Genomic DNA, 17,788 nt, shown 5'->3' with positions numbered 1-17,788 from the left:
TGTCTCCGCCCGAAGAGCCATGACGCCAGCGCAGCCGCCCAGACCAAGTGACGGCGTGGAACCGGCTATGCCGGGCCACAGCAGTCGCCCCCTGCAAGGGGGGATCCGGCTACACGAAGTGAGCCGAGAAGGGGGTGTGCTTACCTCACCGGCAAAAACTGCAGAAAGGTGCCCCCCAGCAGGTTCTGTACATAGGTGATCACGGCGCGGCGGTATTTTTCGGTCAGCACGACCGCCAGCAGGTCGAGCCGGCCGATCACCTTGCCGAACTCGCGCTCGAAGCTCAGGTTGCGCTCGCGCTCGGAAATCTCGTCGGCCAGCAGCAGCGGCTGGCCTGCGCTGTTGCGCCGGCTGGAGAGCAGCCACACCGCGATCTCGATGTTGCGGGCCGCGTTGTAGATGTATTGGGCGTCCAGCGCATCGGTCAGGTAGAAACTGGTTTTACCGCCGTGGGCCGTGACCAGCATGTCGGCACTGGCGTAAATGAAAGCCGCCACACGGTCGCCCTTGAAGTCGCCGGCCAGTGCCAGCGACAGGGCTGCGATGTCGCGTTTGCCCTGCAGCTCGGGCCAGGGGCTGCGGTTCTCCACGGCGCTGCGCAGCTGGGCTAGCGCAGCCTCGCGGCTGGCCAGGCCGGTTTTTCGCCACTCGGCCGGGTTGCGCCGGTAGAGCTTGTCGCCCAGGCGCAGCAGGCTCTCCAGGTTGTCGCGCATGCCCAGTGTGGCCATGCGGTTCACGTCGGATTGCCCCAATTCCGAGGAGGCGATGGGGGCGGACTGTGCCTCGCCGCGCGGCGCGGGCGCGGTGGAGGCGCAGCCCGCCAGCAGCAGCGCCAGCAGACCCGGCAGCAGGAAGGGAAACGGCACATGAGGGCGCAGCGTGGGCATGCGGCATTCTCGGGGACAAGCCGGAATGCCGCAAGCACCAAACGTGGCTTGCTATGGATTAAATAGCTGGCCGCGCGCGCCCGGTCAGATTGAGGAAAGGAGGGATGGTGGCGATCAGCCCCGCCGGCAACAGCGTACAGCACGCATTGCGAGGAGACGGAGGCCGTGGTGGCTGCAGCAGCGTGCCCGCCTTGTCGGACTTTATCGGCCTATATCAGGCCGCGCGACAGCAGCACGGTGTGGTCGACCTTGATGCACTGATCCTGCACGACCAGTAGCCCGGCCGCCTGCGCCTTGGCGGCCGCCGCCCGGTTCTCGATGCCCAACTGCATCCACACGGCTTTGGCGCCTATCGCGATGGCCTCATCGACGATGGGCGGGATGTCTTCGCTGTTGCGAAAGCAGTTCACGAGATCGATCTTTTCATGCTTGGCGGCTTCGGTCAGCGAGGGATAGGACTTCTCGCCGAGCGCCTCGGTGGCGTTGGGGTTGACCGGGATGATGCGGTAGCCCTGGGCCTGCATGTAGCGCGACACGCCAAAACTGGCGCGATGCGGCTTGGGCGACAGCCCGACCACCGCAATGGTTTGCATGTGCTTGAGAATGTGCGGAATACGCTCTGCGTGGGAAACCTGGGTCATGACAAATACCTCGCGGGCTGTGAGGGATCACTATACTAGCTAACTTACCATTTTCTGACGGCCTTATCCGCGGCGTTACCAATTCGTACAAAGGTCACAGCTTGGCCAGTTCGGCCCGCAGGTCATCGACCGACAGCACTTCCGACAGGATGACCGGAGCGTGGCCCGGTTTGTAGATGGCATACACCGGCACGCCACTGCGGCCCAGCTGGGTCAGCGCCGCCGTTACTGCCGGGTCGCGGCGCGTCCAGTCGGCGCGCAGCAGTGCGACGTTTTTCGCATCGATGTCGGCCAGCACGGCGGTGTTGGCCAGCGTGGTTTTCTTGTTGTACTGGCAGGTGACGCACCACGCGGCGGTGAAATCCACCAGCACGCTCTGGCCCCGGGCTGTCAGCTGGTCGACCCGTCCCGGCTCCCAGGCCTGCCATCTTTCGGAGGTGGCGATGGCGGGAGCAGACGCCTGCAGCGGCTTGGTAATGTTTTGACCGATTGTCAGCAAGCCGGCCGCAGCAAGCGCTATGGAAAACGTCGCAAACAGCGTCCGTGTCCGGCCCTGGAGGGTCAGCGACCAGAGCACCAGCGCCATCAGCACCAGCAGGGCGAGCAGCGCGCCGGCGCCGTCGATGCCGCTTTGCTGGCCCAGCACCCAGACCAGCCAGGCCACGGTGGCAAACATCGGGAAGGCCATCAGCTGGCGGAAGGTCACCATCCAGTGGCCGGGGCGTGGCAGGGCGCGCGCCACAGCCGGCACGGCGCTGGCGGCCAGGTAAGGCAAGGCCATGCCCAGGCCGATGGCGGCAAACATGGCCAGCGCCTGCAGCGCCGGCAAGCCCACCGCGTACCCCAGCGAGGCGCCCATGAACGGCGCGGTACAGGGGGAGGCAATCGCGCTGGCGAGCACGCCCGACAGGAAAGCGTTGATGGTAGGTCGCGTGGACTGCAGGCGGGTGACCCGGTCGGGCAGGAAGTGGCCAAACTCGAAGAGGCCCGCCAGGTTCAGGCCCAGCAGCGTGAACAGGGCGGCCAGTGCGGCAACCACCGCCGGGTTTTGCAGCTGAAAACCCCAGCCCAGTTGCTCGCCCGCGGCCCGCAGGCCCAGCAGCAGGGCGCCCAGCGCCAAAAACGACAGCACCACGCCGGCGGTATAGGCCAGGCCGGTGCTCACGCGGGTGCCCGGATCCTTCACGTGCACAAAGCTCACCACCTTGATGGCCAGCACGGGAAACACGCAGGGCATCAGGTTAAGAATCATGCCGCCCACCAGGGCGCCGAGCAGCGCAGCCAGCAGGCTCAGGGGTGGCCCGCCGGCCTGCACCGGCGCGGCACCGGCCGAGGCATTGGCTCGGAGGGCGGCCTCGAGCGCCGGCGGCACCACGGCGGCAGCGGCCACGGCCGGCCACGGCCCCTTGACGGGTGCTTCGATGCGATAGGCGCTTTGCTGGAAAGCGACCACCAGCGGCAGCTGCGTGGGGCTCTCGGTACGCTGGCCGGACAGTGGCACTTGCGCCGTCCACACCGCGCCCTGCCAGGCTTGCTGCCACGGCGCCGCCGGCTCAATCACGCTGCCGGTTTCGGGGAAAAAATCGAGGGTCTTGCCCTGCAGGCCAGCCGGCAACCCGCTCAGGGCGACCTTGATGGCCTTGCCGCTGACTTCGACCTGGCTGGCGCCTGCCGGCAAGGCGGTGGGCGTGGCATCAAACGTGGCCTGGAAGGCCTTGCCGCTCAGCGCCGTGGAGCTTTTGACCGGCAGGCTCAGCGTGAACTCGCCTTCCTGCGGGATGCACTCCTTGCGGCAGACCAGCCAGGCGGCATTGAGCTTGACGTTGAGCTGGGCACCGTTGAACCCGGGCGCCACCGTGAGCGGCACGGGCAGCAGCACGGTGTTTTCGTAGCCATAGTTGGCCAGCGTGCCGACCGGGATTTTTTTTGGGGTTGGCCAGGCGATCTCACCGGCCGTGATGCCGGCCGGCAACTGCCACGCCAGCTGCGTCGGCAGGCCGGAATCGCCGGAATTTTTCCAGTAGGTGTGCCATTCGGGCTGGTGCGTCAATTGCAGACCCAGCCAGAGCGGCTTGCCCGCCTCCACGCCCTCGGGGGCCCAGGCCAGCAGTTCGGCGCGCACCTGCTCGGTGGTCACCAGGGCGCCCGATGCGGGGCGGCCACCCTGGTTCAGGAAATTTGCCTGGGAATTCTGGTTATTCTGTGCATAAGCCGGCGTACTTATTACGCCCACAGCTATCAAAACAGCAGCAAAAAACGCAGCAAACGGGGAACACTTGAAATTCATGGTGGAGGTGTGAGCAGAGGGCGGCGGCTTTAGTTCCGGGGCGGGCCTGGCCTTCATCATCGCCAGCATCGAGGCCGGTTTGTCAAAACCGGGCGCCGCGGGGCCGAAGGAGGGCCAGATCAGGGCAAATTCAGGGGTGGCGTGGCGTGGTTGATTGCCGGGTTTGTGTGGTGGTTAGTCAGACCGCCAGGGGGTTTATTACAGCCCTCTGCAGGTGCAACTCCGATAATAGGCCCATGCCGCGCATCGTTATTGCCACCCTGAACGCCAAATACATCCACGCCTCCCTGGGTTTGCGCTACCTGCTGGCCAATATGGATGCGCATGGCGGAGCGGGGCTGCGTGCCCAGACACAGCTGCGGGAGTTCGTCATCCAGCAGCGGCCCATGCAGATTGTCGAGGAGTTGCTGGCGCTCAACCCCGCGGTGATCGGTCTCGGCATCTATATATGGAACGTGGTCGAAACCACCCAGGTGGTGCGCCTTTTGAAAACCCTGAGGCCGGACATCAAGGTGGTGCTGGGCGGGCCCGAGGTCAGCTACGAAACGGGCGAGCAGGAGATTTGCCGCCTGGCCGACCATGTGGTCACCGGCTGGGGCGATGTGAGCTTTCCCAAACTCTGCCGCGCCCTGCTGGACGGCCCGAAGCCGCTGATGAAGGTGATTGCCGGCGAGCAGCCCGCACTCGCGGAACTGGCCTTGCCGTACGGCGAGTACACCGCTGAAGACCTCGCCAAGCGCCTGTTGTATGTGGAGGCCTCGCGCGGCTGCCCGTTCAAGTGCGAGTTCTGTCTGAGCTCGCTCGACAAGACCGCCTGGGCCTTTGACCTGGACCTGTTCATGGCCGAGATGGAGGCGCTCTACCGGCGCGGCGCGCGCAACTTCAAGTTTGTCGACCGCACCTTCAACCTGAAGGTGGAGCACTCGGTGCGCATCCTGCAGTTTTTCCTGGACCGCATGAAGGATGCGGACGGCCGGATTCAGGCCGCACCCGATCTGTTCGTGCATTTTGAGGTGGTGCCTGACAGCCTGCCCGACCGGCTGAAAGCGCTGATCGTGCAGTTCCCCGCCGGTTCGCTGCAGTTCGAAGTCGGCATCCAGAGCTTTAACCCCGATGTGCAGCAGCGCATTTCACGCAAGCAGGACAACGTCAAAACCGCTGACAACCTGCGCTGGCTGGTGGGGCAGAGCCAGGCGCATGTGCATGCCGACCTGATTTTTGGCCTGCCCGGTGAAACGCTGGAAAGCTTTGCCCAGGGGGTTGACCGCCTGTATGAACTGGCCCCCCACGAAATCCAGTTTGGCATTTTGAAGCGCCTGCGCGGCACGCCGATTACCCGGCACACGGCCGACTTTGCAATGGCCTACGACCCGCAGACGCCCTACACGATTCTGCAGAATTCGACGATTGACTTCGCCACCATGCAGCGCATCAACCGCTTTGCACGCTATTGGGAGATGGTGGCCAACTCGGGGCGGTTTGCGCTGGGGCTCAAACTGCTGCTGGAGCCCGGTTCGGCGTTTAACCATTTCCTGGCTTTCAGCGACTGGCTCTGGCAAACCACCGGCAAGACGCACGAATTTGCGCTGGAGAAGCTGGTGGATCTGCTGTTTGAGCACCTCACCCTGACGCGCGGATTGGCGGCGGGCGAAGTGCGCGCCGCGTTGATGGCGGACTACCGGGCCAGTGGGGCGCGGGGGCGGCCCCAGTGCCTGGCTGAACTGCTGAGTGCCGAGCGGCTTGCCTTGCCGGCCGTGTCCGGGAAGCTCAGGGCTGAGCGGCAAAGCCGGCATGTCAGTCAGCAGGTGCATCGTGAGGAGATACAGAAGGCTGCGGCTGCCGCTTGACGGACACTGGGCACTGCGCAAGCGCGCAGTTCCAGTTTTCACCGTTCGGACTGAACCGGTCGAAGCCTTCGCTTCACCTCATGTCACCCCATGTTGCAAACAAGAACGGATGGGGCTTCCGTTCGACTGATTTGCGGAGTACGCTTCCCAAGCCCCAGGTCGGCCAATGGGATAGGGATGCCGCGAGGCCGAGGTGCAAGCAGCGGCAAGCCTTGTCAATGATTTCTGGAGATTGTCATGAAGTACATCCTCAGTTGGACCTTGCCGCCGGGTACGTATAGCGCCGCCGTGGCGCGTTTTCTGGAGACCGGGGGCGCGCCGCCCAAGGGTGTGGAGATGTTGGGACGCTGGCACGGCATGAACGGCCAGGGCTTCGCGGTCATCGAGTCTGGCGACGCCAAGGCTCTGTACCTCTTTCAGGCGCAATGGGCCGACCTGCTCCCGATCGTGGTCACGCCCTGCGTGGAGGACGCCGACGCCGCCGCGGTGCTGGCGTCGCTGGGCAAGCGCTGAGCGCCAGCCTTTACATCGCCACCGCCGCCAAAAGCCGGTAGCGGTGGCCGTTTGGCCATCAATCCCGGCAAGGCGTCGCGTGGGACGCGGGTGCACAAGTGTGGGTGCGCCAAACGCATCCACGCCATGCGCGGCAAAGATGCTCTTGGCGAGAGCAATCCCCATGGTGATAATGGCCATGATTTCCCCTTCCGGGTGAGTTGATGAAAGTTCGCACTTCCCCCGGCTAGCTTCGGCCGGGGAAGTCCCTTTCATTCGTTAGGCGTGACGTGGCCTTTCCGTGTGGGCAATCACTGCGCACCGCAGACCTGTGCAATGCAGTGGTCAGCCTAATTAATCAGGAGACATACCATGGCACTTCGCTCTGTCGCCGCGATCGCGGCAATTTCGGTCTCGTTGTGGGGCGCGTTAAGCGCCAGCGCTCAAGCGGCGGAGATCGTTGTTTTCAGTACGATGGCGGCAAAGTCCGTATTGGAGGAGATTGCCCCAGCGTTTGAACGCGACTCCAAGCACAAGCTAACCTTGCGATTTGCGACAACAGCGGAGCTCAAGGCTGAAATCGAAAGGGGCGCGCCTTGTGACGTTGCGCTGTTGACGGTTGCCGCAGTAGACGACTTGATCAAACAGGGCCGGCTGACACAGGACGGCCGAATCAATGTGGCCAGGTCAGGCGTCGGTATTGCCGTCACGAAAGGGGCCGCCACACGGCCCATCACTACAGGCGAGGAACTGAAGCAGGCGCTGCTATCCGCGAAGTCGATTGCGTACTCCGCGCAGGGCGCAACGGGGCCAATCATGAAGAGAATATTCGAGCGCTTTGCAATCACCGACGTGATGAGCGCGAAGACTGTTGTGGTTACCACAACAACCGCACCGGAGGCCGTGGCAGCGGGTCAGGTCGAAATGGGCTTTACCCAGATCAGTGAGATTCTTGATGTGCAGGGTGCTCGACTGGTCGGCCCGCTGCCGTCGGAAGTTCAGGTCTACTCCGCGTTTACGGCGGCTGCGGCGGCCGGAGCCAAGGACCCCGGTGCCGCTCAGGCGTTCATTGATGTGCTGACTACCCCAGCCACGAAGGTGGTCCTGAAGGCCAAGGGTTTGGAGCCCAACTGAACAAGGCATCTTCAACCGGAACGCGCAGCGTAAACATGACGCCGAACCGAGGGGATACACATGGTCATTCGTGTTGTCAGGCTGGGTAGCGCGCGACTCGAGGATGAAGGCACCCGCATTGGCACGGTCCGCCGTCCGCCACGCGGCGTTCCCAAAGAGGCGTTTGCTGCGCAGAACTGGTACGACGTCTGGTTCCCCAACCTGGCGCCCAGCGTCGACACCATGAAGTTTTCCCAGCAGGCCACAACGCCGAAAGAATGGCTTTCCTTCATCAAGAAGTACCGCACCGAAATGGCCACACCCGACAACAGCCGGACACTCGATCTGCTTGCCACGCTGTCGCAGCACGCCAACTTCTCCGTCGGGTGTTATTGCGAAGACGAATCGCATTGCCATCGTTCCGTATTGCGTGCGCTGCTCGCCGAACGCGAGGCCAGGTTGGAATAGCCCGCGCGTCGAGCCACATGACGCCCAGCCCTTCCATCGACTGGCCTGCGTGCATCGTGACGGCATTCGACTTCGTGGGAACGAAGGGCGACGCGGCAAGCGGTCGCGCATCCTTGGCGATGATCGAGATGCATCGGTTCGCGGTCGAGAAGATCAATTCAGGCTTGCCACACCACAGCCACGGATACGTCTGGAATGACTCGGTACTGCTGCTCTCGTACAACACGACGCCGGCGCACACCAGGCTGGCGGTTCTGCATGAGCTGAGCGAATTCAAGCGCGCGCTGGAGCTTCAGTCCGGCATCCGTACCTATGCCATGGCGGTCAGGGGGCGCACCTTCCCGGACGACACGCTGACCACCCCTGTCTTCCAGGGCTCACCCGCCGGGCAGCCGCGTGCCATAGTGCTCAAGACGTCGAGCTGGGCCATGGCCAACTGCTTTCTCATTGAAAAAGCACTCAAGCGGCACAGGGCCGACTGGTATATCGACAGCCGGATCACCCGGGGAACGGGGCTTCCTGAGCCTTTCGCCACGGAGTTGGTCTCTTTGCTCCCAAAGAACGAAGAGAGAAGCATCAATATGTACAAGGGGTTCTTTGATGTCGAGGGCTGACCCCTCGCCGTCCTTTGCCATGTGCGGGTTTGAATTTATCAGCGCCTTGTGCTTCTATCCCGTGCGTGGCGCGGGAAAAAGAGGCTGTTGAATGATTAGCAAAATAACTGGCGCCGTTAAATTTTCAGTGTTCGGGCTGAGCCTGTCGAAGTTCTTGCATGCGTGCGATGCACGGCAAGTACATTCACGGCAACGTTTCATTGTCTTGGGGATAATGGGTTTCCCCTTCCGAAGAGGTCTCTTCATGCTCTCAACTCTCCTTGGCATCTGGTTTCTTCACGTTGCTGCGCTGCTCAGTCCCGGTGCCAACGTGCTGCTGGTGTCTCAGCTGGCGGCGAGTGATCGTGCGCGAAGCGCGGCATTCGCGGCGATGGGCGTCACTGTCGGCGCTTGCATATGGGCCAGTTGTGCGGTGCTCGGCGTGCACGCCTTCTTTCAGGCATTTCCCCAGTTGCGTCTGGCACTTCAAATCGCTGGCGGGTTGTACTTGCTGCATGTCGCCAGTCGCCTGTGGCGCTCCAACAGCATGGCCTTGAACGGGCGTGCCACGTCAGCCTCTGCGTTGGCAGCCTTTCGTCTCGGTTTTCTCACCAACATCACCAATCCCAAGGCGGCACTGTTCTTCGGCAGCGTCTTTGCTGCGTCGTTTCCAGCTGAACCGGGCCTGCTTCTTCAGGTGTCGGCGGTCGCAATGGTTGTGGTGAATGCGCTGTGTTGGCACCTGCTGCTCGCCTACATGTTCTCTCGCGAGCGAGTCCGAAGCGCCTATTCCCGCACACGACATGTCGCCAACCGCATCGCGTCGGTCATTGTCGGCGCTCTGGGGCTTGGCCTGCTGGCTGCGTCGTTGCGCGAAGCGAGGTCGCAGGCTGTTTCATAGGTGGTTGAAGCCGGCCCCTTCAGCCGCCGTCGAAATGCCCCCAAAATACGCCCATGAACCCTGCAACGCCCACCCTGGCCGTCCCCATCGCTGCCTCCCGTTTCTGGGCTGACCTCAAAAGTCCCGACTTTGCGCGGCTCGACATGGCCCGTGCCATTGCCGTGCTGCCGGTCGCGGCGATTGAGCAGCACGGCCCGCACCTGCCGCTCAATGTGGATGCGACGCTGGTGGAGGGCGTGATTGCCGCCGCGCTGCCGCAGCTGCCGGTGGATTTGCCTGTGCTGTTTTTGCCGACGCAATCGGTCGGCTTCAGTCCCGAGCACACGCGCTTTGCGGGCACGCTCACCTTGAATGCCGAAACAATCATCCAGCTCTGGACCGGGATCGCCGAGTCGGTAGCGGCGGCAGGCGTTCAAAAACTCGTGCTGCTCAACTCGCACGGTGGTCAGGTGGGGCTGCTGGATGTGGTGGCGCGTGACTTGCGTGCACGCCTTGGCATGCTGGTGTACAGCGTGAACTGGTTCAACCTGCCTCTGGTCAACGAACAAGGGGATTCCGTGGCAGACCTGTTCAGTGCGCAGGAGCACCGCTTCGGTATCCATGCCGGCGAGATGGAGACCTCGATGATGCTGGCCCTCAAGCCCGAGCAGGTGGATATGACGAAGGCGCAGGACTTTCATTCCACCTCGCAGGACCGGGCCGGGAAATTCAGCATCCTGGGCGATGGCCGCAGCGCCAAGCTGGCCTGGCAGATGCAGGACTACAACCCGCAGGGTGCCGTGGGCAATGCGGCCGCTGCCACGGCCGCCAAGGGCCACGCCCTGCTGGATGCGGCTGGCCGCAGCCTGGCGAAACTGCTTGATGAGATGGACCAGTTGCCGGCCGACACGCTGAGCGACCGGATCGCGTTCTGAGGGGCGGCTGAATTCCGCGGTAATCGCCGCCTCCTCGGCTCCGTTCCTGTTGCATCCAAAAGTGTTCCGGAGGCATTCCAGAGGCGTTCCTAATGCGATCCTGATATGCCCGGTGTTACGCTGATCGCATGATGAATGCTCCAACGGTCCGGGAAGGCGGTGTCGCATCAGCCCGAGGCTGGGTCACGGTTGCGCTGCTGCTGCTGGCGGCCACGCTTGTCGGCATGTTGCTCGACCAGCATGTGGCGCTCATGAGCCAGGCCATGGTCTACGTGCTGGCCGTCGTCATCGCCTCGTACCGGCTGCGCTGGATCGAATCGGTTGCTTGCGCAGTCGGTGCCGTCACCGCATTGAACTTCTTTTTTGTGCCCCCACGCTGGACGCTGGTCGTCGAAAATCGCGAGCTCTTCATCGGACTGGCGACCATGCTGGTGCTGGCGCTGGTCATCAGCCATCTGGCGACGCGTCTTCGGCGCGAGTCGGAGATGGCCCGCCTGAGTGAGCGGCGGGCGCGCCAGCTGCAGGGCTTGTCCACCGACCTGGCCAGTGCGGCCTCACCGGCGGAAGTCCTGTCGCTGGGGCGGCAGGCGCTGGCCGCTGCCTTCGCCGGGCCGTGCACCCTGATATTGGCCAATGAGCCGCAGGAGGCACCCGAGGCACCCGATGGCGCCGCGCCGCCGACCCCCGTGCTGGATGGCCTGCGCTGCTGCATGACCGAGGCTGCCGTGCTCGGGCCGGGAACCGGACGCTGGCCGGGGCTCAATGCCTGGTACCTCCCGCTGGGTGACAAGGAGCGCACTGTTGTCGGTGCGGCCTGTGTTCGTCCCGCGCTGTCTGGCGATACGGATGGCCGGGAGCATGCGCAGGCGCTGTGTGCCTTGCTGGCGCAGTCCCTGTGGCGGCTGCGCCTCAGTGCCTCGGTCGTCGCGGCGCAGGGCGAGATGCAACGCCATCAACTGCAAAGCACCTTTCTCGCCGCGGTGTCGCACGATCTGCGCACCCCGCTGGCCGCGATCGTGGGCGCCGCATCGTCGCTGCAAACCCAGCGCGACCGGCTGCCCTTGCCGGATCAGGACCGGCTGCTGGGCAGCATTGTCAATGAGGCGTCCTACCTGACCGAGGTGACGGAGAACACCCTGCAATTCGTGCGGCTGTCGAGCTCGGAGCAGGCGCTTCGCCGCGATTGGGAGTCCATCGAGGAGATCGTCGGGGCCGTGCTGGCGCGCGTGCGCCAGCGTGACCCGCAGCGCCGCATCAAATCCAGAGTGGCGAGTGGCTTGCCGCTGGTCAGGGCGGACCCGGTGCTGCTCGCCCAGATGCTGGGCAACCTGCTCGTAACGCGCTGAAGTACAGCGACGGCACCATCGACCTGACAGTGGGTGTGGTGAGCAAGGCGGGTGGGGCGGGTGCGAGCGCCAACGCCAACGGCCAGGAACTGGAGATCGCGGTGAAAGACCGCGGACCCGGCGTTGCCGAGGCAGATCAGGAAACGATTTTCGAGCCCTATGCGCGCGGTGAGCAATCCGGCCACCGGGGTGCCGGGCTGGGCCTGGCGGTGTGCCGCGCCATTGCCGCAGCCCATGGCGGGCAGCTGGCGCTCAGGCGCCGCAGTGGGGGTGGCAGCTGTTTCACCGTCAGCCTGCCGATCGAGGCCCAACCCGCCGGGAAGGACCTGCCATGACCCTGCGGGTGCTGGTCGTGGAAGACGACCGGGAAATACGGGCGCTGATGCAGTCCTCCCTCGCCGTCGAGGGTTTTGACGTCCAGACCGCGGCCTCGCTGAGCGAAGCTGGCGCGCTGCTGCGCCATGACCCGCCCGATGTCATCGTTCTCGATTTGGGGCTTCCCGATGGGGATGGCGTGGAACTGGTGCGCGAAGTGCGCCGACACAAGTCGGTGCCCATCATCGTCGTGTCGGCCCGCCATCAGGAGGCGCAGAAGATCGCGCTGCTCGATGCAGGGGCGGATGACTACCTCACCAAGCCCTTCAGCGTGGGCGAGCTGCTGGCACGCATCCGGGTTGCCTTGCGGCATCGCGGCACGGCGCTGGCCGCGGCCGTGACGGTGCATGAGCTGGACGATCTGCGCATTGACCTGGCGGCGCATGTGGTGCAGCGCGCCGGTGAAACCCTGCATCTCACGCCCACCGAATTCAAGCTGCTGGCGCGCCTGGTGCGCAGCGCCGGCCGGGTGGTGACGCACCGGCAACTGCTGGTCGATGTCTGGGGGCCTGAATTCACCGAGCACACGCACTACCTGCGGCTGTACATGGCCCAGCTGCGCGCAAAAATCGAGCAGGACCCGGCCGAGCCGCGGCATCTGCTGACCGAGACCGGGGTGGGCTACCGGCTGGCCGACGCCTGATTCCATTTCCAAATCAAACGTGCACTTTGTCGGCCCGCCTTGCCGTGCCATAGCACTGTCTGCGGCGAGCCTTCGCGTTCACGCTTGATCTGGAAACGGAATGAGTCGGCGCAGGCTCTGGGGACGGCGCTTGTCCGGCGTCATCCTTATGCGTTCCTGATGCAGGCACGGCGATAGTGCTGCCGTGTTCTTCAACGATCGCTTTCAATGAATAAAGTTTCGGACAAGCAGGGTGTGGCGGCGCTCACCCTGGGCGCCATTGGCGTGGTGTATGGCGACATCGGCACCAGCCCGCTGTACACCATGAAGGAAATCTTCAGCCCGGCCACCGGTGTTCCCCTGGATGCCACCCACCTGATCGGCGCTGTGTCCGTGATATTTTGGGGCCTGATGATGGTCGTCACGCTGAAGTACGTGCTGCTGATCCTGCGTGCCAGCAACCGTGGCGAAGGCGGCATCATGGCATTGACGGCCCTGGCGGCCCAGGCCGCCGGCAAGACGCCGGGGCGTCGCACCGCACTGCTGCTGACCGGGGTGCTGGGCGCGGCCCTGTTTTACGGCGACAGTGTGATCACCCCCGCCATTTCGGTGTTGAGCGCGGTCGAAGGGCTGGAGGTGGTGGCGCCGGGGCTGAAACCTTATGTGCTCCCCATTTCCCTGGCGGTGCTGATGGGGCTGTTCATGGTGCAGCGCCACGGTACCGGCGTGGTGGGCAAGCTGTTCGGCCCGGTCATCGTGCTCTGGTTCGCCGTGCTGGCGTTCACGGGTGTCGTGCAGATCATGCAGCAGCCGGCCATCCTGGCGGCGCTCAACCCCTTGCGCGCCGTGGCGTTTTTGCATGCACAGGGGTGGCACCTGTTTGTCGCGGTCGGCGCCATCGTGCTGGCGTTCACGGGCGTTGAGGCGCTGTATGCCGACATGGGGCACTTTGGCAAACGGCCCATCCAGCTCGCATGGATGGGCCTGGTGCTGCCCGCCCTGGCGCTCAATTACATGGGCCAGGGTGCGCTGCTGATGCGCGACCCTTCGGCGCTGGAGAATCCGTTTTTCCGTCTGTACCCCCAGGCCTGGCTGATTCCTGCCGTGCTGCTGGCGACCTGTGCCACGGTGATTGCTTCCCAGGCGGTGATTTCCGGCGCCTACTCCATGACCAGGCAGGCGATTCAACTCGGCCTGCTGCCGCGCATGCAGGTGAACTACACGTCGGCCAGGGAAGCCGGGCAGATCTACATGCCCGAGGTCAACTGGATCCTGCTGGTGGCGGTGTTGCTGGCCGTGGTGGGCTTCGGCAGTTCGTCTGCGCTGGCGGCAGCCTACGGCATCGCGGTGACCATGACGATGCTGATCACGACGGTGCTGACCTTTTTCGTCGTCCGCCATGGTTGGGGCTACCCGCTGCCTGTAGCGATTGCCGCCACCGGGGTGTTCCTGGTGCTGGATACCGTGCTGGTCATCGCCTGCTCGCTCAAGTTCTGGCAGGGCGGCTGGTTCCCGCTGGTGCTGGGCGTAGCCATTTTCACGGTCATGGCGACCTGGAAACGCGGACGTGAATTGCTGATCGAGAACATCCGTCAGGACGACCCGGAACTGCTGCCCTTCATCACCAGCCTGGCGAACGACGACATGCACCGCACCCCGCGCACGGCGGTGTATGCCGTCGCCAACCCGGACACCGTGCCGCAGGCGCTGCTGCACAACCTCAAGCACAACCAGGTGATACACGAGCGCAACCTGATTCTCACCGTGGTGTTCCACGAGGTGCCCTGGATTCCGTTCGAGGAGCGCGTGCAGGTCACACCGCTGGTTCCCGGTTTCTGGAAAGTCCAGGTGAATTACGGCTTCAAGAACACGCCCGACATTCCACAGGCCCTGGAACTCTGCCGCACCCAGGGGCTGGCCCTCAATCTGTTTGAAACGTCGTACTTCCTGAGCCGTGAAACGGTCGTGCCGACCAGGGGGGCCGGCATGGCCCATTGGCGCGAAGCCCTGTTTGCCGCCATGTCCCGCAATGCGGGCAGCGTGGTGGGTTTCATGCGCCTGCCCAATAACTGCGTCATCGAATTGGGAACGCGGGTGCAGATTTAGGGCCTCAAAAAACAAGGCCCCAGGCCGGGGGTAACCTGCCTGGAGCCTTGTGCTGCGGGCCTGACCGGTAAGCCCTGCCGCAGTGTGACTCAATTATCGGGTAGCCACTGCCGAATAATTTGCTGGATTTGCTGGGTTATTTCCAAAATACGGAATTTAAATTCTAAAAAACCGGCTAAATCAGATGAATTGTCTGCACTGGAAGATTGAGGCAAAAAGTCCTTCATGTTTTGCGGACGAATTCCCCCGCCAGCCAGCCGTCGGCTACGCGCAGGGCCTGGGTGGCAGACGGAGAAGGCAGGTCACGCGGGAAGCAAAACCCTGACATTGCGCCGCGCGGGCGGCTGACAGGCAAGGCCATCCAAAAGACGGATAGTCAAAACGCCCGCTTCAAGGCCTTGCGCGGGGCGTTTTTACATCGGCGCAAGCAGGCGTCCATCTGGGCGTCTACCTGCCGGGCAAACACCGGTTTTAAAGGAGGGCTGATTGATGCAGTCGCTGATTGTTCCTTTCCAGCGGCACGTCCACCTGAAAGCGGTGCTGCGCGGTGCATGGGCCTGCCTGCTGCTGGGCGGTCTGGCCGCCTGTGGTGACGTGACCCGGCTGCCGCCTTCCGCAGACATGGGCACCAACCCGACGCTGCCCAAGCCTGCGACCCGCCTGATTCCCACCGTGAACATAGCGCCGGCCAAAGGCTGGCCGGCCGGCGTGATGCCCACGCCCATGGCCGGCTTGGCCGTCACCGCCCTGGCTTCCGGCCTGGACCATCCGCGCTGGGTCTATGTGCTGCCCAATGGGGACGTGCTGGTGGCAGAAAGCAACGCACCACCCAAGCCCGAAGATGGCAAGGGCCTCAAGGGCATGATCATGAAATGGGCGATGAAGCGGGCCGGTGCCGCGGGCCCTTCGGCTAACCGCATCACTTTGCTGCGCGATGCCGACGGCGACGGCCAAGCCGAGACCCGCACGGTGTTTTTGCAAGACCTGAACTCGCCGTTTGGCATGGCGCTGGTGGGCGATACGCTTTACGTGGCCAATGCCGACGCGGTGGTACGCTTTCCCTACCAGAGCGGGCAAACCAGCATCGCTGCTACGCCGGTCAAGGTGGTGGACTTGCCGGGCGGCCCCATCAACCACCACTGGACCAAGAACATCATCGCCAGCGCCGACGGCAGCAAACTCTATGCGACGGTGGGCTCCAACAGCAATGTCGGCGAGCGCGGCATGGCGGCTGAAGAAGGCCGCGCCGCGATCTGGGAGATCGACCCCAAAACCGGCAGCTACCGCGTGTTTGCCTCGGGCCTGCGCAATCCCAACGGCATGGGATGGGCCCCTGAAAGCGGCGCACTCTGGACGGTGGTGAACGAGCGCGACGAGATCGGCAGCGACCTAGTGCCCGACTATCTGACCTCGGTGCGCGACGGCGGGTTTTACGGCTGGCCCTACAGCTACTACGGCCAGCACGTGGATGCGCGGGTGCAGCCGCCCCGGCCCGACCTGGTGGCCAAAGCCATCGCACCCGATTACGCGCTGGGTTCCCACGTTGCGCCCTTGGGCCTGGTTTTCTCCAGCGGCCAGGCCATGCCGCCGCTGTTGGCCAGCGGCGCATTTGTCGGCGAGCATGGTTCCTGGAACCGCCAGCCGCACAGTGGCTACAAGGTCGTGTTCGTGCCCTTTGTGAAGGGCAAGCCGGCGGGCCTTCCGGTCGATGTGTTGACCGGTTTTCTGAGCGCTGACGGCGAGGCCTACGGCCGGCCCGTGGGCGTGGCCATGGACCCGCGCGGCGCGCTGCTGGTGGCCGACGATGTCGGCAATGTGATCTGGCGCGTCGGCGGCATGCCGGCGAAGTAAGTGCCAGCAAGGAGACCTTGCTGGCAAAACAAGGCAACCAAGGCAACGTATGGCCCACGTCGCCTTCAATCGCGTTGACGGGCCGGACTGAAGCGACGCGGTTCAGGCGGGCGGCAGCACCAGGTCGGCCGTCTCCGGGCGGATCCAGCGCGGGTACTCGCGCGAGGTGTCTATGCAGCCACCCGACTGGTACACCCCCTTGGGCTCCCGCAGGCGCAGCATCAACTCCAGGATTTGCGCCGCCTGGGTCGCGTCGGCCAGCGAGTCTTGCACGCGGGCTTCGACAATGCTTTCGTCGATCTTCAACTCGCCGGCTGCATCCGTGTAGGTGGCATGGCGCCAATGAAACAGCTCCAGGCATTTGGATGTCAAGGTGTAGGGCTGCTCCCGTTTCCAGAAATTGGTGAAGAGCCCGCCGCCCAGATAAAACACCCAGGAGCCCTCATAGCCCGTCACATCGGATGAGTGCGGGTCCGGGTTGCGAAACCACAGGCGGTCGCCCGGCACGTAATACCGGGGCGGCAGCGGCGCCTCCATGGAGCCGTATTCGCGCAGGAACACGTCATGGAACTGACCCGACATGATGGCCCGGCGCTCCCACTGCTGCTGCAGTTGGTGCAGCAGTGCCGGATTGCTGCGCTCGAGCTCCTGCGCAATCGCCAGCAGGATCACGTATTCGGTGGCCCGGTAGCATGAAAAGGAGTACAGCTTGCCCGAGTCCTCCGGTTGGGTGGCTTTCTGCAGCGCCGCAATCAGGGCGTGGCCCGGCCGCACGGTAAAGCCGCGTCCCTCGGCGTAGGTCCAGCAGTCGTGCGGCCGCTCCGCCTCGCTGGTGTGAAAGGCCAGCGCCGTCTTGCGCGCGGCCAGCACGATGTTGCGGCGAATGCGCACCGCCGACGCGAGCTCTGCATGGCTGGGAAACGAAAATCCCACCGGGCTCAGCAGCATGGCCAGCAGGATTTCCCGGTCCAGGTCGTCGTTGCGCTGCCCGGTATCGAGTTGCAGGTGCTGGTTCAGGCCGGTGGTGTCCAGGCCGGGCGCCCAGCGGTCAGCCAGGTCGGCCCGCAGATGAACGCTCTGTTCAACGCCCTTGTTGTCCGGCGACGGGCGCACGGGCGTCATGTCGACGTAGCGCTGCAGGCCGAGGTGCACCAGCTGTTCCTGCAGGCTGCGGCTGGCCGCTGTGAGCGCCTCGTTGGTTTCGGTGTGGAGGCGGATGCCGCCGGGGCGGGGTCCGGGGTCGGGTATGAGGTGGGGTGCGGGAAGAGGGTCGGCGCTCATGTTGCCGCAGAGTATCCGGGCTGGCGGCAGATCCGGCAATACCGGGAAAACACCGCATGCCAGC

At 64.1% G+C, this 17,788-nt stretch carries 16 protein-coding genes; 12 read left to right on the top strand and 4 right to left on the bottom strand.

From position 1 onward, the window contains the following. Window positions 1–140: 140 nt before the first annotated feature. The 3 genes from AC1DS5_RS15515 to AC1DS5_RS15505 form a co-directional block, all read right to left on the bottom strand. Window positions 141–887 (bottom strand): hypothetical protein, encoded by a 747-nt coding sequence (locus AC1DS5_RS15515; RefSeq protein WP_477719145.1) that lies wholly within the window; start codon window positions 885–887, stop codon window positions 141–143. A 209-nt stretch (window positions 888–1,096) separates the two neighbouring features. After that, entirely contained in the window at window positions 1,097–1,528 is a 432-nt protein-coding gene (locus tag AC1DS5_RS15510; protein WP_477719144.1) for a CoA-binding protein, read from the bottom strand. 94 nt (window positions 1,529–1,622) lie between these two features. Continuing rightward, window positions 1,623–3,815, bottom strand: coding sequence for a protein-disulfide reductase DsbD family protein (locus AC1DS5_RS15505; protein WP_477719143.1), 2,193 nt, complete (start codon window positions 3,813–3,815; stop codon window positions 1,623–1,625). A gap of 236 nt (window positions 3,816–4,051) precedes the next feature. Here AC1DS5_RS15505 and AC1DS5_RS15500 point away from each other — a divergent pair, with 236 nt between their 5' ends. The 12 genes from AC1DS5_RS15500 (at window position 4,052) to AC1DS5_RS15445 (ending at window position 16,443) form a co-directional block, all read left to right on the top strand. Beyond that, a complete protein-coding gene (locus AC1DS5_RS15500) occupies window positions 4,052–5,662 on the top strand; it encodes a B12-binding domain-containing radical SAM protein (protein ID WP_477719142.1) in 1,611 nt (536 codons plus the stop codon). A 237-nt stretch (window positions 5,663–5,899) separates the two neighbouring features. Continuing rightward, window positions 5,900–6,175, top strand: a complete 276-nt coding sequence (locus tag AC1DS5_RS15495; protein WP_477719141.1) for a DUF3303 domain-containing protein — start codon at window positions 5,900–5,902, stop codon at window positions 6,173–6,175. Between the two features lie 351 nt (window positions 6,176–6,526). Next, window positions 6,527–7,288, top strand: a complete 762-nt coding sequence (locus AC1DS5_RS15490; protein ID WP_477719140.1) for a molybdate ABC transporter substrate-binding protein — start codon at window positions 6,527–6,529, stop codon at window positions 7,286–7,288. A gap of 60 nt (window positions 7,289–7,348) precedes the next feature. Further along, entirely contained in the window at window positions 7,349–7,735 is a 387-nt protein-coding gene (locus AC1DS5_RS15485) for a DUF488 domain-containing protein (RefSeq protein WP_477719139.1), read from the top strand. A gap of 17 nt (window positions 7,736–7,752) precedes the next feature. Then, the gene (locus AC1DS5_RS15480; RefSeq protein ID WP_477719138.1) at window positions 7,753–8,349 is read left to right on the top strand and encodes a hypothetical protein; all 597 of its coding nucleotides are present in this window, start codon (window positions 7,753–7,755) and stop codon (window positions 8,347–8,349) included. A 244-nt stretch (window positions 8,350–8,593) separates the two neighbouring features. After that, window positions 8,594–9,229 carry a LysE family transporter gene (locus tag AC1DS5_RS15475; RefSeq protein ID WP_477719137.1) on the top strand — a complete coding sequence of 212 codons (636 nt, stop codon included), beginning with the start codon at window positions 8,594–8,596 and terminating at the stop codon, window positions 9,227–9,229. 53 nt (window positions 9,230–9,282) lie between these two features. Further along, the gene (locus tag AC1DS5_RS15470; RefSeq protein ID WP_477719136.1) at window positions 9,283–10,143 is read left to right on the top strand and encodes a creatininase family protein; all 861 of its coding nucleotides are present in this window, start codon (window positions 9,283–9,285) and stop codon (window positions 10,141–10,143) included. A gap of 131 nt (window positions 10,144–10,274) precedes the next feature. Next, window positions 10,275–11,489 (top strand): DUF4118 domain-containing protein, encoded by a 1,215-nt coding sequence (locus tag AC1DS5_RS15465; RefSeq protein WP_477719135.1) that lies wholly within the window; start codon window positions 10,275–10,277, stop codon window positions 11,487–11,489. Between the two features lie 35 nt (window positions 11,490–11,524). Then, window positions 11,525–11,824 carry a sensor histidine kinase gene (locus tag AC1DS5_RS15460; protein ID WP_477719134.1) on the top strand — a complete coding sequence of 100 codons (300 nt, stop codon included), beginning with the start codon at window positions 11,525–11,527 and terminating at the stop codon, window positions 11,822–11,824. Beyond that, the gene (locus AC1DS5_RS15455; RefSeq protein WP_477719133.1) at window positions 11,821–12,507 is read left to right on the top strand and encodes a response regulator; all 687 of its coding nucleotides are present in this window, start codon (window positions 11,821–11,823) and stop codon (window positions 12,505–12,507) included. The genes AC1DS5_RS15460 and AC1DS5_RS15455 overlap by 4 nt, the downstream gene beginning before the upstream one ends. Window positions 12,508–12,714: 207 nt before the next feature. After that, the gene (locus AC1DS5_RS15450; protein WP_477719132.1) at window positions 12,715–14,592 is read left to right on the top strand and encodes a potassium transporter Kup; all 1,878 of its coding nucleotides are present in this window, start codon (window positions 12,715–12,717) and stop codon (window positions 14,590–14,592) included. Between the two features lie 489 nt (window positions 14,593–15,081). Further along, on the top strand, window positions 15,082–16,443 hold the full coding sequence (locus AC1DS5_RS15445; protein WP_477719131.1) for a PQQ-dependent sugar dehydrogenase: 1,362 nt from the start codon (window positions 15,082–15,084) through the stop codon (window positions 16,441–16,443). 102 nt (window positions 16,444–16,545) lie between these two features. On the opposite strand, the gene AC1DS5_RS15440 is transcribed toward AC1DS5_RS15445, so the two are convergent. Continuing rightward, window positions 16,546–17,724 carry a hypothetical protein gene (locus AC1DS5_RS15440; RefSeq protein WP_477719130.1) on the bottom strand — a complete coding sequence of 393 codons (1,179 nt, stop codon included), beginning with the start codon at window positions 17,722–17,724 and terminating at the stop codon, window positions 16,546–16,548. Between the last annotated feature and the right edge of the window lie 64 nt (window positions 17,725–17,788).

Source organism: Polaromonas sp. P4_H1 (assembly GCF_056400945.1).
This window is presented reverse-complemented; position numbering and strand designations above follow the sequence as displayed.

Coding starts and splice junctions, on each gene's coding strand:
- AC1DS5_RS15495 (WP_477719141.1), top strand. CDS start 5,900: ATGAAGTACATCCTCAGTTGGACCTTGCCGCCGGGTACGTATAGCGCC.
- AC1DS5_RS15500 (WP_477719142.1), top strand. CDS start 4,052: ATGCCGCGCATCGTTATTGCCACCCTGAACGCCAAATACATCCACGCC.
- AC1DS5_RS15510 (WP_477719144.1), bottom strand. CDS start 1,528: ATGACCCAGGTTTCCCACGCAGAGCGTATTCCGCACATTCTCAAGCAC.
- AC1DS5_RS15470 (WP_477719136.1), top strand. CDS start 9,283: ATGAACCCTGCAACGCCCACCCTGGCCGTCCCCATCGCTGCCTCCCGT.
- AC1DS5_RS15475 (WP_477719137.1), top strand. CDS start 8,594: ATGCTCTCAACTCTCCTTGGCATCTGGTTTCTTCACGTTGCTGCGCTG.
- AC1DS5_RS15490 (WP_477719140.1), top strand. CDS start 6,527: ATGGCACTTCGCTCTGTCGCCGCGATCGCGGCAATTTCGGTCTCGTTG.
- AC1DS5_RS15465 (WP_477719135.1), top strand. CDS start 10,275: ATGAATGCTCCAACGGTCCGGGAAGGCGGTGTCGCATCAGCCCGAGGC.
- AC1DS5_RS15515 (WP_477719145.1), bottom strand. CDS start 887: ATGCCCACGCTGCGCCCTCATGTGCCGTTTCCCTTCCTGCTGCCGGGT.
- AC1DS5_RS15480 (WP_477719138.1), top strand. CDS start 7,753: ATGACGCCCAGCCCTTCCATCGACTGGCCTGCGTGCATCGTGACGGCA.
- AC1DS5_RS15445 (WP_477719131.1), top strand. CDS start 15,082: ATGCAGTCGCTGATTGTTCCTTTCCAGCGGCACGTCCACCTGAAAGCG.
- AC1DS5_RS15440 (WP_477719130.1), bottom strand. CDS start 17,724: ATGAGCGCCGACCCTCTTCCCGCACCCCACCTCATACCCGACCCCGGA.
- AC1DS5_RS15455 (WP_477719133.1), top strand. CDS start 11,821: ATGACCCTGCGGGTGCTGGTCGTGGAAGACGACCGGGAAATACGGGCG.
- AC1DS5_RS15485 (WP_477719139.1), top strand. CDS start 7,349: ATGGTCATTCGTGTTGTCAGGCTGGGTAGCGCGCGACTCGAGGATGAA.
- AC1DS5_RS15505 (WP_477719143.1), bottom strand. CDS start 3,815: ATGAATTTCAAGTGTTCCCCGTTTGCTGCGTTTTTTGCTGCTGTTTTG.
- AC1DS5_RS15450 (WP_477719132.1), top strand. CDS start 12,715: ATGAATAAAGTTTCGGACAAGCAGGGTGTGGCGGCGCTCACCCTGGGC.